Source organism: Vogesella oryzae (assembly GCF_902829295.1).
Classification (GTDB): domain Bacteria; phylum Pseudomonadota; class Gammaproteobacteria; order Burkholderiales; family Chromobacteriaceae; genus Vogesella; species Vogesella oryzae.
Genome location: NZ_CADEPL010000016.1, coordinates 1 through 14589 on the forward strand (window position 1 = coordinate 1; position 14589 = coordinate 14589).

14 protein-coding genes are annotated in these 14589 nt (G+C 61.0%); 12 read left to right on the plus strand and 2 right to left on the minus strand.

The annotated features are described in order from the left end of the window. The first annotated feature begins 34 nt into the window (after window positions 1–34). A complete protein-coding gene (locus tag HU218_RS05830) occupies window positions 35–1486 on the plus strand; it encodes a nitrite reductase (protein WP_174874000.1) in 1452 nt (483 codons plus the stop codon). An 88-nt stretch (window positions 1487–1574) separates the two neighbouring features. Beyond that, the gene (locus HU218_RS05835; RefSeq protein WP_174874001.1) at window positions 1575–2252 is read left to right on the plus strand and encodes a Crp/Fnr family transcriptional regulator; all 678 of its coding nucleotides are present in this window, start codon (window positions 1575–1577) and stop codon (window positions 2250–2252) included. 91 nt (window positions 2253–2343) lie between these two features. Here HU218_RS05835 and kynU read toward each other — a convergent pair whose 3' ends face one another. Further along, complete coding sequence (kynU, locus tag HU218_RS05840) at window positions 2344–3594, minus strand: kynureninase (protein WP_174874002.1); 1251 nt, start codon at window positions 3592–3594, stop codon at window positions 2344–2346. A 183-nt stretch (window positions 3595–3777) separates the two neighbouring features. Here kynU and HU218_RS05845 point away from each other — a divergent pair, with 183 nt between their 5' ends. From HU218_RS05845 to HU218_RS05855, 3 genes are all read left to right on the plus strand, one after another. Next, a complete protein-coding gene (locus HU218_RS05845; RefSeq protein ID WP_174874003.1) occupies window positions 3778–4251 on the plus strand; it encodes an Lrp/AsnC family transcriptional regulator in 474 nt (157 codons plus the stop codon). A 143-nt stretch (window positions 4252–4394) separates the two neighbouring features. Beyond that, the gene (locus tag HU218_RS05850; RefSeq protein ID WP_174874004.1) at window positions 4395–4739 is read left to right on the plus strand and encodes a cupin domain-containing protein; all 345 of its coding nucleotides are present in this window, start codon (window positions 4395–4397) and stop codon (window positions 4737–4739) included. A gap of 131 nt (window positions 4740–4870) precedes the next feature. Continuing rightward, a protein-coding gene (locus tag HU218_RS05855; RefSeq protein ID WP_174874005.1) for an IS3 family transposase occupies window positions 4871–6021 on the plus strand; the annotation gives its coding sequence in 2 pieces (ribosomal slippage) (window positions 4871–5117 and window positions 5117–6021; 1152 coding nt in all). Window positions 6022–6154: 133 nt separating this feature from the next. Here HU218_RS05855 and HU218_RS05860 read toward each other — a convergent pair. Next, entirely contained in the window at window positions 6155–6724 is a 570-nt protein-coding gene (locus tag HU218_RS05860; protein ID WP_174874006.1) for a hypothetical protein, read from the minus strand. A 128-nt stretch (window positions 6725–6852) separates the two neighbouring features. Between HU218_RS05860 and HU218_RS05865 the strand changes: the two genes are divergently transcribed. The 7 genes from HU218_RS05865 (at window position 6853) to HU218_RS05895 (ending at window position 14586) form a co-directional block, all read left to right on the plus strand. After that, window positions 6853–7674 (plus strand): basic amino acid ABC transporter substrate-binding protein, encoded by an 822-nt coding sequence (locus HU218_RS05865; RefSeq protein WP_174874007.1) that lies wholly within the window; start codon window positions 6853–6855, stop codon window positions 7672–7674. A gap of 70 nt (window positions 7675–7744) precedes the next feature. Beyond that, window positions 7745–8488 carry an amino acid ABC transporter permease gene (locus HU218_RS05870; protein ID WP_174874008.1) on the plus strand — a complete coding sequence of 248 codons (744 nt, stop codon included), beginning with the start codon at window positions 7745–7747 and terminating at the stop codon, window positions 8486–8488. Window positions 8489–8619: 131 nt separating this feature from the next. After that, entirely contained in the window at window positions 8620–11271 is a 2652-nt protein-coding gene (gene gyrA / locus HU218_RS05875) for a DNA gyrase subunit A (protein WP_174874009.1), read from the plus strand. Window positions 11272–11273: 2 nt separating this feature from the next. Next, complete coding sequence (locus HU218_RS05880) at window positions 11274–11744, plus strand: PaaI family thioesterase (protein ID WP_174874010.1); 471 nt, start codon at window positions 11274–11276, stop codon at window positions 11742–11744. Next, complete coding sequence (locus HU218_RS05885; RefSeq protein ID WP_174874011.1) at window positions 11741–12187, plus strand: PaaI family thioesterase; 447 nt, start codon at window positions 11741–11743, stop codon at window positions 12185–12187. Before HU218_RS05880 ends, HU218_RS05885 begins: the two co-directional genes overlap by 4 nt. Window positions 12188–12254: 67 nt before the next feature. Further along, on the plus strand, window positions 12255–13340 hold the full coding sequence (serC, locus tag HU218_RS05890) for a 3-phosphoserine/phosphohydroxythreonine transaminase (protein ID WP_174874012.1): 1086 nt from the start codon (window positions 12255–12257) through the stop codon (window positions 13338–13340). Between the two features lie 154 nt (window positions 13341–13494). Then, a complete protein-coding gene (locus HU218_RS05895; RefSeq protein ID WP_246210733.1) occupies window positions 13495–14586 on the plus strand; it encodes an MFS transporter in 1092 nt (363 codons plus the stop codon). Window positions 14587–14589 lie beyond the last annotated feature (3 nt).

Here is a 14589-nt window from a genome sequence, read left to right on the forward strand (position 1 = left end):
CCCACCCCCCGGCAGAGCGTCGGCTGTGTAGGAGGTGTATAAGAGCCCGCAGCGCATGGGCGCCATGGCGCCGGCGCTGCTGCCGCAAAGCCTGGAGCGGCTGAAGCCGGCCGAAGTGCTGGCCACCATCCGCGATGGCCGCGCCGCCACGCAGATGGCCGGCTTTGCCGGCCGGCTCTCCGATGCCGACATCCGCGAGCTGGCCGCCTGGCTAGCGACGCCGCCGGCGACACCGCCAGTGTGGCGCGAGGCCGATACCGCCGCCTCGCACATCCAGTATCGCGACCCGGCCACGCTGCCGCCGCGGCCAAGCTTTGCCGCCGATATCGACCCGCGCAACCTGTTCGTGGTGGTGGAGGCCGGTGACCATCACGTTACCGTACTGGATGGCGACCGCTTCCGGCCGCTGGCGCGCTTCAGGAGCCGCTTCGCGCTGCACGGCGGCCCGAAGTTCTCGCCGGACGGTCGCTTCGTGTACTTTGCCAGCCGCGATGGCTGGCTCAGCCAGTACGATCTGTACAGCCTGCAACTGGTGGCGGAGATCCGCGTCGGGCTGAATACCCGCAATCTGGCGGTGTCGGACGACGGCCGCTGGGTGCTGGCCGGCAACACGCTGCCCGAAACGCTGGTGCTGCTGGACGCCAACGGCCTGAAGCCGGTGAAAACCCTGCCGGTGCGCGCCCGCAACGGCGAGCTGTCGCGGGTGTCGGCGGTGTATGACGCCGCACCGCGGCACAGCTTCGTGGTGGCGCTGAAGGATGCCGCCGAGCTGTGGGAAATCTCCTACGACCCCAAGGCCGCGCCGATCTATCCGGGCTATGTGCACGACTACCAGATGGGCGAGGGGCTGGCGGTGCCCGGTTACCTCAACCCGCGGGTGACGCCGCTGGACATGGTGCTGGACGATTTCTTCTTTGATGACAGCTACCGCCACGTGATGGCCGCCTCGCGTGATGGCCACGCCGAGGTCATCAACCTGGATGCGCGCAGCAAGGTGGCGGAGCTGCCGCTGGACGGCATGCCACACCTCGGCTCCGGCATCACCTTCGAGCAGGACGGCCACCACTACATGGCGACGCCGAACCTGAAAGGTGGCCGCGTGACGGTGCTCGACATGGACCGCTGGCAGGTGGCGGCCAACATCGCCACTCCCGGCCCCGGCTTCTTTCTGCGCAGCCACGAGAACACGCCGTATGCCTGGGTGGATTCGATGATGTCGCCGCGCAAGGACACGCTGTCCATCATCGACAAGCGCAGCTTCAAGGTGGTGCGCGAGCTGACGTTGCGGCCGGGCAAGACCAATGCCCACGTCGAGTTCACCCGCGACGGCCGCTACGCGCTGGTCAGCATCATGGAAACGCCGGGCGAGCTGGTGGTGGTGGATGCGGCCAACTTCCGCGAAGTGGCGGCGCTGCCGATGATGAAGCCGATCGGCAAATACAACGTGTTCAACAAGGTGACGCGCTCCGGCGGCACTAGTCATTAGGGCGTAGCACGCCCCGTCTTCCGGCGCATGGTGGCGCGGCGGGCGGCGGCGTAGCCTTGCGCCAGACCATTTCAGCATCGAGGGCAGTATGTCTCCGATAGACGTTTCGGCATTCCTGGCGCACCAGCCGCTGTTCCAGCAATTGTCGCCGGCGCAGCTGCAGGCGCTGGTGCCGGCCACCCGCGAGGTGCGCGGGCTCAAAGGGCAGGTGATTTTCCAGCGCGGCGATGCCTGCGACGGCATGTATCTGCTGGTGTATGGCAAGGTGAAGCTGGCGCTGGGCTCCAACGGCGGGGTGGAAAAAGTGGTGGAAATCCTGCATCCGGGGCAGAGCTTCGGCGAGGCGGCGATGTTCCTCGGCAAGGCGTTTCCGGTGATGGCGCAGTTCATCGAAGATGGCCTGCTGCTGCATGTCAGCGTGGCGGCGATCCAGGCCGCCATCGCCAGCGACAGCGGTTTTGCGCAGCGCATGCTGGCCGGGCTGTCGCTGCGCTTGCATAACCTGATGCGCGATGTGGCGCGCTATTCGGTGGAAAACTCGCTGCAGCGGGTGGCCGGTTACCTGCTGCAGTTGCAGCGCCAGCGCGGTGAGGCGGTGGTGCGGTTGGCGGTGAACAAGAACGTGATCGCCTCGCGCCTCAACATCACGCCGGAGACCTTCTCGCGCGTGCTGCACAGCCTGGTGGAGCAGGGGGTGATTACCGTCAACGGCCGCGACATCGACATCGTCGATCTGGCCATGCTGCAGCAGCTGGAGGCGCAGTAGCGCCGGCCGCTACGGCGGTAAACAAAAACACCCCGTGGTAACGGGGTGTTTTGCTGTGCGGCCCTGGCGGCCAACCTTGTCGTCGCGGCGCTCAGGTCACCGAGGCACGCTGGTGGAACTCGGGGCGATCCCAGCTGCCGCTGTCCAGAATGTCGCGCAGCACTTCCACCGCTTCCCAGATATCGGCATGGCTCAGGTACAGCGGGGTGATGCCGAAGCGCAGCACTTCCGGTTCGCGGTAGTCGCCGATCACGCCGCGGGCGATCAGCGCCTGCATCACGGCAAAGCCCTGCGGGTGGCGGAAGCTGACATGGCTGCCGCGGCGGGCATGTTCCAGCGGGGTGATCAGCGTCAGCGGATGTTGGCCGCAGCGTTCGTTCACCAGCTGGATGAACAGGTCGGTCAGCGCCAGCGACTTGGCGCGCACGGCATGCATGTCGGCCTGCAGCGCCACGTCCAGCCCGCATTCCACCATCGCCAGCGAGGTCACCGGCTGGGTGCCGCACAGGAAGCGGCGGATGCCGTGTGCCGGCTGGTAGTTGTCGGCCATGTCGAACGGCCGGTTATGCCCCCACCAGCCGGACAGCGGCTGCCAGAAACGGTCCTGATGGCGCGGCGCCACCCAGATGAAGGCCGGTGCGCCCGGGCCGCCGTTCAGGTATTTGTAGGTGCAGCCGACGGCAAAGTCGGCCTCGGCGGCGTTGAGGTCCAGCGGTACCGCGCCGGCGGCGTGGGCCAGATCCCAGATCACCAGCGCGCCGTGACGATGCGCCAGCGCAGTGGTGGCGGCCATGTCGTACATGGCGCCGGTCCGGTAGTTGACGTGCGACAGCAGCAGGACCGCCACATCGCTGTCCAGCGCCTGTTCCAGCGACAGCGTGTCGTCGGTCAGGCGCAGTTCATAGCCTTGCTGCAGCAGGTCGATCATGCCCTCGATCATGTACAGATCGGTGGGGAAGTTGTCGCGCTCTGACACGATGACGCGGCGCTGCGGCGCTTCCTGCTGCTGGATGCGGATGGCGGCGGCCAGCGATTTGAACAGGTTCAGCGAGGTGGTGTCGGTGACCACCACTTCGTCATCGTTGGCGCCCAGCAGTTTTGCCAGCTTGTTGCCCAGCCGGCCCGGCATCTCGAACCAGCCGGCGGTGTTCCAGCTGCGGATCAGGCCGATACCCCATTCCTGGCTGACTACCTCGCTGCAGCGCGCGGCGGCGGTCTTGGGCTGCACGCCCAGCGAGTTGCCATCCAGGTACAGCACGCCGTCCGGAATGATGAATTGCTGCTTGAACGAGGCAAGCGGGTCGCGGGCATCGGCGGCCAGGCAGTCGGCACGGGTCAGCATGTCGGTGTTCCTTCTCAGTGGGCCGGCGTGGCCGGCGGTAGGCAATCGGGCACGGCACTTGCCGCACGCACATCAAAATCGTAGCACCGCGGACGGCATGGCTGGTTGCAAACTCGGCTTGTGAAACGTGGGTTATTCGCAGACTATTCAATTACCCAAGGCAATGAAGAAAGAAACTTGCGTATGCAACTCGATGCTATCGATTTTCGCATTCTGACCGCGCTGCAGGGCAACGGCCGACTCAGCAACCAGGACCTGGCCGACAAGGTGGCGCTGTCGCCATCTGCCTGCCTGCGGCGGGTGCGCACGCTTGAAGAAAACGGGCTGATCCAGGGCTACCACGCGCGGCTGGACGCCGGCCAACTGGGTTTCGAGCTGGAGGCCATCGTGCATGTGACGGTGGATCACAGCCATCCGGACTGGCACGACATTTTCCTGGCACGGGTAAACGACTTTGACGAAGTCGTCGCCGCCTATGTGGTCAGCGGTGCCTGCAACTACGTGCTGCACATCCGCGCCCGCGGCTTGAACGCGTTTTCCACGTTCGTGGTGGAAAAGCTCAACAAACTGCCGGGCATGCGCGACATCTGTTCCTACATCGTGATGAAAACGCTGAAGGACAAACTGGGCGAGCTGCCACTGACGCCAGCCGCGTAGCCCGCTGGCTAGCGGCCATAGAACAACGCTCGTCGCTGTCTACAATGAGTCTACCGGGCCGGGGCGTGCTGGCCGCTGTGCTGCCATCGCTTACTCCTTGGTGTGACCCGGCTATTGCCGCTGGCGGCAGCGAGGAGCACGACATGAGCGACGGACAGGCAGTATCGGAAACCAAAGGCGTCACCGTCCAGCTGCTATCCAGCATGGACCTGGGGCTGGAAATACCCGGCATGGACGGGCGGCAGCTTCGGCTGCGGCTGGTGACTATCGAGCCGGGTGGTGTGTTCGGCCCGCTGCACAGCCACCAGGACCGGCCGGGCATGGTCTACATCCTGCAAGGCACGATTACCGATCACCGCAACGGTATTGCCACCGATTACGGGCCGGGTGTCGGCTGGCCGGAAGACAGGAACACCCTGCACTGGCTGGAGAACCGCGGCACGGAAGTGGCGGTAGAGGTGTCGTTCGATATTGTTCGGCAGGGGTAGGCTGGTTAGGATGTCTGGTTATAGAAGCATGGCTTATGCCATTGTTTTTTGTGAATAACAACCGAACCTGAATCGCCCCCACTTTCCTAGATACCTCGTGAGCCTCACGCTTGGCCCTACAAGGAGGTGTCATGAGCAGTCCGCGTTTCCCCGAAGAATTCAAAATTGAAGCGGTCAAACAGGTTACCGAGCGCGGCTATCCCGTCGCCGAAGTCGCCAACCGTCTCGGCGTCTCTGCCCACAGCCTGTATCAATGGCTGAAACGCTACGACCCCAAGCGGGCCACGCCGGCCGAATCAGCGGACCAGCAAGCTGAAATCCGTCGTCTTAAGGCAGAACTGAAACGGGTCACCGAGGAACGCGATATCCTAAAAAAGGCCGCCGCATACTTTGCCAAGGAGTCCGGGTAAGGTATGCCTTCATCCGGGCCCATGAGCAGCAGTTTCCCGTCCGACGACTGTGTCGTGTCATGTCTGTGCATCCCAGTGGCTACTACGCCTGGAAAGAGTCCCCGCATTCACTTCGCGCCCGCGAAGACCAGCGCTTGCTGGTGCAAATCAAGCAGGCCTGGCTAGAGAGTGGCGGTGTCTATGGCTACCGCAAGGTGTATGACGACCTGCAGGCTCAGGGGGAGCGCTGCGGCAAACATCGTGTGGCACGGCTGATGAAGCAGGAGGGGCTGCGTTCGCAGACGGGCTATCACCGGCGCCCTGGACATTACAGTGGCCGCCCGGCGGTGGTGGCGCCGAACCACCTGCAGCGCCAGTTCACCGTCGATGCGCCGAATAAAGCTTGGGTGACCGACATCACGTATATCCGCACGCATGAGGGATGGCTGTACCTGGCGGTGGTGCTCGACCTGTTCTCGCGGCAAGTCATTGGCTGGTCGATGCAGTCACGTATCGATAGAGAACTGGTGCTGAATGCCTTGTTGATGGCGGTATGGCGACGCCAGCCAAAGCAGGAGGTGCTGGTGCATTCCGACCAGGGGAGTCAGTTCAGTAGTTACGACTGGCAGGACTTCTTGAAGGCCCATCGCTTGGTGCCCAGCATGAGTCGGCGCGGGAACTGCCACGACAATGCCGTGGCGGAGAGTTTCTTCCAGTTGCTGAAGCGGGAGCGCATCAAGCGAAAAACCTATCACGACAGAGAAGAAGCCCGGCGGGATATCTTCGATTACATCGAGATGTTCTACAACCCGAAACGCCGGCATGGTTCCGCAAACGGGCTATCGCCGGTAGAGTTTGAGAAGCAATATTTCCAACGGCTCAAGAGTGTCTAGAGTAGATGGGGTGACTCTTTAAAGGGCAGGGTTGTTTGCAGGAGCTTGGGCAATTCAAGCATGGGCTTGCGATCCCATAAGAAAATATGTGTTGGATAATGCTCCACGTGGCAGGGTGTAGGGCCTTTTATGCTTACTTGCCGCTGCTTTTCTTGTGCGGCAATTTTCGTTTTTTCAGTACTCTCTTCGGTTGAGCCTTTTGTTTGACTGCTTTATGGCTCGCCACGGCTTGTGCCTTGCGCAGGCGGGGTGAAGTTGCCTTGGCGGCACGTTGGCGACTGATCTTGGCTGGAGTTTTGCGCGCACCTTGTTTCTTGGCGCTGGCTTTGTGGGTGCTGGCCGCGAGCTGCTTGCGACTGCTGGTGGGGCGTCGCGCCTTCTTGCTGCTGGCACTGTGCTTGCTTGGCTTGCCGGCGGTGGCGTGACTGGCCTTGGTCAGGCGCTTCGCGCTGCGGGTGGTGTTCTTGCCATGCTTGCGGCTGCCTGCTTTCGGTGCAGCTTCGCTGGCTTTCTGTGTGCTTACTCTGGGGGCGGGGCTGCTTACCGGCGGGAGTTGCAGTGGTTTCGCCTTCGGTGGCTTGGCAATCGGGGCCGGCTGGAAATCGCCCGGCAATGGCGCGTCTTCGCCTTCGGCATGGCTCATGCTGGCAGAAAATGCCATTGTTGCGACGAGTAGTGCGGCAATGGTGCGAGATAGTTGCATTTGATTTGCTTGGTCGGACTTGGCAGGGGAAAGGCGGGCGTTGTGGCCCCCGAATGAGGTTGTTATATTAGCACGCCGGTTGTTTGTACAACGAATGGGCCGGCAATCACGCCTAGGAGAACATGGGAATGAAACAAAACAGAAGAACGCTGCTCGCGGGGATGTTGTTGACCGTATTCGCACTGGCCGGTTGTGGCCAGAAACAGGAAGCTCAGCAACAGGCTTCCGAGCCGCAGGCTGCTGCTTCGGCTGCAGGGGGCGAGATGAAAGAGTACGTAGTGGGCACTGATGCCAGCTACGCGCCGTTCGAGTTTCAGAACGACAAACAAGAGATCGTCGGTTTCGATGTGGACGTGCTGACCGCTGTTGCGGCCAAGGGCGGTTTCAAGGTCAAGTTTGTAAATACCCCGTGGGAAGGCATGTTTGCTACCCTGCCGCAGGGTGATCGTGACATTCTGTCGTCGGCCATTACCATCACCGACGAGCGCAAGCAGAGCATGGATTTCTCCGATCCCTACTTCGAAGCGCGCCAGCTGATTGCCATCGGTAAGGGCGTGACTGATGTGAAGTCGTTTGCGGACCTGAAGGCCAAGAAAGTGGCTGTTCAGACCGGCACCACCGGTGACGAAGTGGTGCAGAAGCTGCTGGGCAAGACCAATCCGAACATCAAGCGCTTCGAAAGTATGCCACTGGCACTGAAGGAGCTGGAGGGTGGTGGTGTGGATGCTGCGGTTGGCGATAACGGCGTGGTGGCCAACTACGTGGCCAACAACCCGCAGAACGGCATGGTGACGGGAGAAGACACCAAGAGCTTTGCGCCCGAGTACTACGGTTTTGCTGTAAACAAGGGCAACAAGGAACTGCTGGACAAGATCAATACCGGTATCAAGGCCATCAAGGCTGACGGTACTTACGATCAGATCTTCAAGAAGTACTTCGGTACCAAATAACAAGTTGTCGCAAACGGCGGGTCTGGGTTGCAGGCCCGCCGTTTGTTTTTAGTATCCGGGAGGGACGGGCATGGATTTCCGCTGGGGCATGATTGCCGAATACGCGCCGCTGTTTATTGATGGCGTAAAGATGACAATGAGTATTACGGTGTTTGCCGTGGTAATGGGAACCCTGATCGGCTTGTTTATGGGGATGGCGCGTCTGGCTGAAGCCAAGCATGGTGCCATGAAGTATTTCCTGAGGTTTGGTGTGCGTATGCCGGCAGGGGCCTACGTTGCCTTCTTTCGTGGCACACCGCTGTTTGTGCAGATTCTGCTGATTCACTTCGCGCTGATGCCGATGCTGATTCACCCGAGCAATGGCTTGCTGCTTAGTGGTGATGTGGCTCGCGAGGTGCGGCAGAACTATGGCGCATTCCTGTCGGGTCTGGTGGCGCTGACGCTGAATGCCGGTGCCTACATTACCGAGATTTTCCGTGCCGGTATCCAGTCCATCGACAAAGGGCAGATGGAAGCGGCGCGCTCGCTGGGCTTGTCCTACGGCCAGACGATGAAGTTTGTAATCGTGCCGCAGGCATTCCGCCGCATGCTGCCGCCGCTGGGTAACGAAGCCATCATGCTGTTGAAGGATAGCTCGCTGGTGTCGGCAATCGGTCTGGCGGAGCTGGCGTTTGCGGCCCGTACCGTGGCCGGTGTGTATTCCCGTTACTGGGAGCCGTATCTGACCATTTCCTTTATCTATCTGGCACTTACCATGCTGATGGCGTGGGGTATCGGCCGGCTGGAGAAGAAGCTGCAAATCGGTGCCCGTTAAGCACGGTCGCCATTCAGAAAAAGGCCGGATTTTCCGGCCTTTTTTGCGCCTGTCATCCAGTGTCATGGCCGCTTGTGGCAGGGCTTTGTGGTAGAATGCGACCATATTTTTGCTCACGTTAACGGATTTCCATGACCGATCAGCTTTTTGCCAAGGAAACACTGCCCGTCAGCCTGGAAGAGGAGATGCGTCGCTCCTATCTCGATTACGCCATGAGCGTGATCGTTGGCCGCGCCCTGCCAGACGTGCGGGACGGCCTGAAACCGGTGCATCGTCGTGTGCTGTTTGCCATGCACGAGCTGTCCAACGACTGGAACCGCGCCTACAAGAAATCCGCCCGTATCGTGGGCGATGTGATCGGTAAGTACCACCCGCACGGCGATTCCGCGGTGTACGACACCATCGTGCGCATGGCGCAGGATTTCTCGCTGCGTTATCCGCTGGTTGATGGCCAGGGCAACTTCGGTTCGGTAGATGGCGATAACGCTGCTGCCATGCGATACACCGAAATCCGCATGGCGCGCATCGCGCACGAGCTGATGGCGGATATCGAGAAGGAAACCGTCGATTTCGGCCCCAACTATGACGGCTCCGAGCAGGAGCCGCTGATCATGCCGTCGCGCATCCCCAACCTGCTGATCAACGGCGCTGCCGGTATCGCAGTGGGGATGGCGACCAACATTCCGCCGCACAACCTGACCGAGGTGATCGATGGCTGTCTGGCACTGCTGGCCAACAGTGAACTCACCATCGACGAGCTGATCGACATCATTCCGGCGCCGGACTTCCCGACCGCCGGCATCATCTACGGTACTGCCGGTATCAAGGAAGGCTACCGCACCGGTCGTGGCCGCGCCATCATGCGCGCCCGTGTGCACTTCGAAGACATCGGCAAGGGTGATCGCCAGGCCATCATTGTCGACGAGATTCCGTACCAGGTGAACAAGGCGCGCCTGCTGGAACGCATCAGCGAGCTGGTGCGCGACAAGCAGATCGAGGGCATCTCCGACCTGCGAGACGAGTCGGACAAGTCCGGCATGCGCGTGGTGATCGAGCTCAAGCGCGGCGAAATGCCGGAAGTGGTGCTCAACCACCTCTACAAGCAGACCCAATTGCAGGACAGCTTCGGTATCAACATGGTGGCGCTGGTGGATGGCCAGCCGCGCCTGTTGAACCTGAAGCAGATCATCGAAGAGTTCTTGCGTCACCGCCGCGAGGTGGTCACCCGTCGCACTATTTTCGAACTGCGCAAGGCACGCGAACGCGGCCATATCCTCGAAGGTCTGGCAGTGGCGCTGTCCAACGTGGACGAGATCATTGCCCTGATCAAGGCGTCGGATGCCCCGCCGCAAGCCAAGGCTGCGCTGATGACCAAGGCCTGGCGCTCCGAGCTGGTGGAGAGCATGCTCGCGCGCGTGGATCAGACCCAGGCGCGTCCGGACGGGTTGGCCGAAAACTTCGGCCTGCATCCGGATGGCTACTATCTGTCGGATGTGCAGGCACAGGCGATTCTGGATCTGCGTCTGCAACGCCTGACCGGGCTGGAGCAGGACAAGATCGTCGGCGAGTACCGCGAGATCATGGACACCATCATGGATCTCATCGATATCCTGGCGCGCCCGGAGCGGATCAACCAGATCATCAATGACGAGCTGGTGGCCATCAAGCTGCAGTATGGCGATGCGCGTCGTTCCGAGATCGAGCCGTTCGGCGGCGACATCAATATCGAAGACTTGATCACCCCGCAGGACATGGTGGTGACCCTGTCGCACACCGGCTACCTGAAAGCGCAGCCGGTCGACGACTACCAGTCGCAGCGTCGTGGCGGCCGTGGCAAGCAGGCTGCCGCGACCAAGGATGATGACTTCATCAATACCCTGTTCGTGGCCAATACCCACGATTACGTGCTGTGCTTCTCCAGCTTTGGTCGCTGCTACTGGATCAAGGTGTACGACATGCCGCAGGGTGGTCGCACCAGTCGTGGCAAGCCGATCGTCAACGTGCTGCCGCTGCAGGACGGCGAACAGATCAACGCCATGCTGCCGGTGAAAGCCTTTACCGGTAACGAGCCGGAGCTGGACGACGACGCCGAGGTTGGCGACAAGGTCAAAGGCCCGTTCGTATTTATGTGTACCGGCAACGGCACCGTGAAGAAGACACCGCTGGAGGCATTCTCTCGTCCGCGTACGGCCGGCATCATTGCGCTGAAGCTGGATGAAGGTGACAAGCTGGTGGGCGTGGCGCTGACCAGTGGTAGCGATCAGGTGATGCTGTTCTCCAACGGTGGCAAAGCTGTGCGTTTTGATGAGGCCAACGTGCGTCCGATGGGCCGTACCGCTGGCGGCGTGCGCGGTATGCTGCTGGGCGATGGTCAGCAGGTGATTTCGCTGCTGGTGGCCAACAGTGACGAGCAGCAGGTATTGACTGCCAGTGATGGTGGCTACGGCAAGCGTACCCGAGTTGGCGAATTCCGCCAGACCAGCCGCGGCACCCAGGGCGTGATTGCCATGGACTTGACCGACAAGACCGGTCTGTCGCTGGTTACCGCCAGCCTGGTGGAAGACAGCGATGATGTGATGCTGATCACCACCGGTGGCGTGCTGATCCGCACCAAAGTGGCGGAAGTGCGTGAAACCGGCCGCTCCGCACAAGGCGTGCGCCTGATCAACCTGGACGAGGGCGAAAAGCTGATTTGCCTGGTAAAAGTGGCCGAAAGCGAGGAAGACGTCGAGATCGAAGGTGACGATGCCGCGGCCAACGTTGATGGCGGCGAGGAAGCCTGAGCATGATTCAGGCTCCTGCCAATCCGGCGCTGCTGCAGGCAATGGGTGAACTGTTCGTTTCCTTTCCGCATTGCGTGGCCCTCGGTTTCCAGTATCTGGGTAACGAGGGGCGCAAGCCGACGCTGAAAGTGGAGTGGCGCGATGATCTGGTGGGTAATCCGGTAACCGGCGTGGTACACGGCGGCGTGATTACCTCCATCATCGACACCTGTAGCGGCATCGCGGTGACTGCGCACATGGACGAGCTGGAAACCATTGCCACGCTCGATCTGCGTATCGACTACCTGAAGGCGGCTACACCGGGCAAGGCCATCTACTGCACTGCGGAGTGCTACCGGATGGCCAATCAGATCGCCTTTACGCGCGCCGTGTGCTATCACGACAGCCCGGATGATCCGATTGCCCATGGTGTGGCGACTTTCATGCGCGACTCCAACCCCAAGCCGATGTTGCTGAAGGAGGGTGGGGCATGAGCGCTTTCATGGAGACGTTTTCACGTCTGCGCGACGAGAAACGCTACGATGAAATCATCGCAGCGGTGCCATATGCCCGCTTGATGGGCGTGGAATTCGGCGAGGACGAGCAGGGCGAATTACTGTTCCGGCTGCCGTTTCACGAGCGTAACGTCGGTAACGTGACGCTGCCCGCGTTGCACGGCGGTCTGATTGGCGGTTTTCTGGAAAACGCGGCGCTGCTGCATCTGATGTGCAACCGTGAATCGCTGGAAACGCCGAAGATTGTCGATTTTTCGCTGGATTATCTGCGCTCCGGCCGGGCGCAGACCCTGTACGCACAATGCGAGATCACCAAACAGGGCAAGCGTGTTGCGCACGTACTGATCGAGGCATGGCAGGAAGATCGCAGCAAACCGGTGGCGGTGGCGCGTGCCCACTTCCTGTTAACTACTGGCAACTGACAACTTAAGGCCACGCTGCAAGCGTGGCTTTTTATTCGAATCAGAGACAAAGAGACAGAGGTTCAACATGGCAAAGGTGTACAACTTCTCCGCTGGCCCGGCAGTGCTGCCACACGAAGTGCTGGCCACAGCCCAGGCCGAGTTGCTGGACTGGCACGGTTCCGGCATGTCGGTGATGGAAATGAGCCACCGCGGCAAGGAGTTCATGGAGATCATCCATGAGGCCGAGCAGGACCTGCGCGAGCTGCTGCATGTGCCGGCGGGTTACAAGGTATTGTTTCTGCAGGGCGGGGCGTCGCAGCAGTTCTCGATGGTGCCGCTGAATCTGGCGCCAGCTGATGGCGTGATCGATGTGCTGGATACCGGCCACTGGTCGAAGTTGGCCATCAAGGAGGCCAAGCGCTACACCAACGTAAATGTGGTGGCCAGCAGCGCAGACCGCAACTATGCCTACGTGCCGGCTGTGGAAACCTGGCAGCGCAGCCCGAATGCCGCCTATTTCCATTACACCTCCAACGAGACCATCGGCGGCCTGCAGTACAGCGCTATTCCGCCGGTGGGTGAGACGCCGCTGGTATGCGACATGTCGTCCGACTTTCTGTCGCGTGAGATCGATGTGTCGAAATTTGGCCTGATCTACGCCGGTGCACAGAAGAACATCGGCCCGTCCGGCCTGGTGGTGCTGATTGTGCGCGAGGACTTGCTGGGGCGTGCCCAGCCGCAGACGCCGACCATGCTCAATTACCAGATTCATGCCGACGCCGATTCGATGTACAACACGCCGGCCACCTATCCGATCTATATTTCCGGGCTGGTGTTCAAGTGGCTGAAGGCGCAGGGCGGGGTGAAGGGCATGCAGGCACGTAACGACGAGAAAGCCGGCCTGTTGTATCACGCAATCGATAGCAGCGACGGTTTCTACTACAGCCATATCGATGCGCCGTTCCGTTCCAAGATGAACGTGGTGTTCCGGCTGAAGGACGAGGCACTGGAAGACACGTTCCTGTCCGAGGCCAAGAAGAACGGTCTGGTGCAGCTCAAGGGCCACCGCTCGGTGGGCGGCATGCGTGCTTCCATCTATAACGCCATGCCGATCGAGGGTGTCAAATCGCTGGTGCACTTCATGCTCGATTTCGCCCGGCAGCATGGTTAAACATCGTGGTGTGGCCAACGTTGGCCGCGAGCACAAGGCCCGCCATTCCGGCGGGCTTTTTTGTTGTTCGGCAAAACGATCAATCTGTTTCCTGCCAAGGCTGGCGGTGCGGCGTAATTGGTTGCACCATGCGCAAAATCATTAAGGAAACATCATGAAACTGTCTCCCGTTGCGCTACTTTTGCTGGCCGCAGGCGCCATTGTTTCGCTCAGCATGGGCGTGCGGCATGGCTTCGGTTTTTTCCTGCCGCCGATGACGCAGGCGTTCGGCTGGAGCCGCGAAACTTTTGCCCTGGCCCTGGGCATCCAGAATCTGATGTGGGGCGCGGCGCAACCGTTTGCCGGTGCTTTTGCCGATCGCTATGGCCCGGGCCGGGTGCTGGTGACCGGTGGTTTGCTGTATGCCGCGGGGCTGGCGTTGATGACGGTTTCTGCCAATGGCTGGCTGCTGTCCGGCTCGGCCGGTGTACTGCTGGGCATCGCGCTGTCCTGCACTACCTATAGCGTGGTGTTTTCGGTGATCGTACGCGCCGTGCCGGATAGCTACCGCTCCAGCGCCATGGGCCTGACTGCCGCCGCCGGTTCGTTTGGTCAGTTCATGATGGTGCCGATCGAGCGCGGTCTGATCGATGGTCTGGGCTGGATGCCGGCATTGCTGCTGCTGGCTGCGCTGGCAGCGTTGCTGGTGCCGTTGGCCGCACCGCTGCAGCGTGCCTATACCCGGGCGCCGGCGGTGCCCAAGGCAGCACTTGGCGTCTGGCACGGTATTACCCATGCCTTTGGCGAAGCCTGGCAACAGCGCTCTTTCCGCCTGCTGATGGCCGGCTATTTTGTCTGCGGCTTCCAGGTGGTGTTCATCGGCGTGCATTTGCCAGCCTATCTGCGCGATCACGGTCTGGCCGGCAGTGTCGCCAGTACCGCGCTGGCACTGATCGGGCTATTCAATATTGCCGGTACCTATACCTTCGGCAAGCTGGGCGGGCGCTACTCCAAACCCTACCTGCTGGCCGGTATCTACTTTACCCGCAGTGTGGTGATTGCCATTTTCCTACTGCTGCCGCTTAGCAGCGTTTCGGTTGCGCTGTTTGCCGCCGCGATGGGCTTTTTGTGGTTATCCACGTCTTTTTCGGCATCGGTCAGCATGGCGCGTATTGTAACGGATTCACTGTACCTGCGCCGCCTGCGGCCAACGTGGCATGACACGCAAGCGCGGCTTAGGATGAAGTCAACGGTGTGTCATGAGTAGGTG

Bases quoted from the DNA above. Each gene is read 5' to 3' on its own strand.
- HU218_RS05850 (WP_174874004.1), top strand. From the start codon at position 4,395: ATGAGCGACGGACAGGCAGTATCGGAAACCAAAGGCGTCACCGTCCAG.
- serC (WP_174874012.1), top strand. From the start codon at position 12,255: ATGGCAAAGGTGTACAACTTCTCCGCTGGCCCGGCAGTGCTGCCACAC.
- gyrA (WP_174874009.1), top strand. From the start codon at position 8,620: ATGACCGATCAGCTTTTTGCCAAGGAAACACTGCCCGTCAGCCTGGAA.
- HU218_RS05860 (WP_174874006.1), bottom strand. From the start codon at position 6,724: ATGCAACTATCTCGCACCATTGCCGCACTACTCGTCGCAACAATGGCA.
- HU218_RS05885 (WP_174874011.1), top strand. From the start codon at position 11,741: ATGAGCGCTTTCATGGAGACGTTTTCACGTCTGCGCGACGAGAAACGC.
- HU218_RS05835 (WP_174874001.1), top strand. From the start codon at position 1,575: ATGTCTCCGATAGACGTTTCGGCATTCCTGGCGCACCAGCCGCTGTTC.
- HU218_RS05865 (WP_174874007.1), top strand. From the start codon at position 6,853: ATGAAACAAAACAGAAGAACGCTGCTCGCGGGGATGTTGTTGACCGTA.
- HU218_RS05845 (WP_174874003.1), top strand. From the start codon at position 3,778: ATGCAACTCGATGCTATCGATTTTCGCATTCTGACCGCGCTGCAGGGC.
- HU218_RS05895 (WP_246210733.1), top strand. From the start codon at position 13,495: ATGAAACTGTCTCCCGTTGCGCTACTTTTGCTGGCCGCAGGCGCCATT.
- HU218_RS05880 (WP_174874010.1), top strand. From the start codon at position 11,274: ATGATTCAGGCTCCTGCCAATCCGGCGCTGCTGCAGGCAATGGGTGAA.
- HU218_RS05870 (WP_174874008.1), top strand. From the start codon at position 7,745: ATGGATTTCCGCTGGGGCATGATTGCCGAATACGCGCCGCTGTTTATT.
- kynU (WP_174874002.1), bottom strand. From the start codon at position 3,594: ATGCTGACCCGTGCCGACTGCCTGGCCGCCGATGCCCGCGACCCGCTT.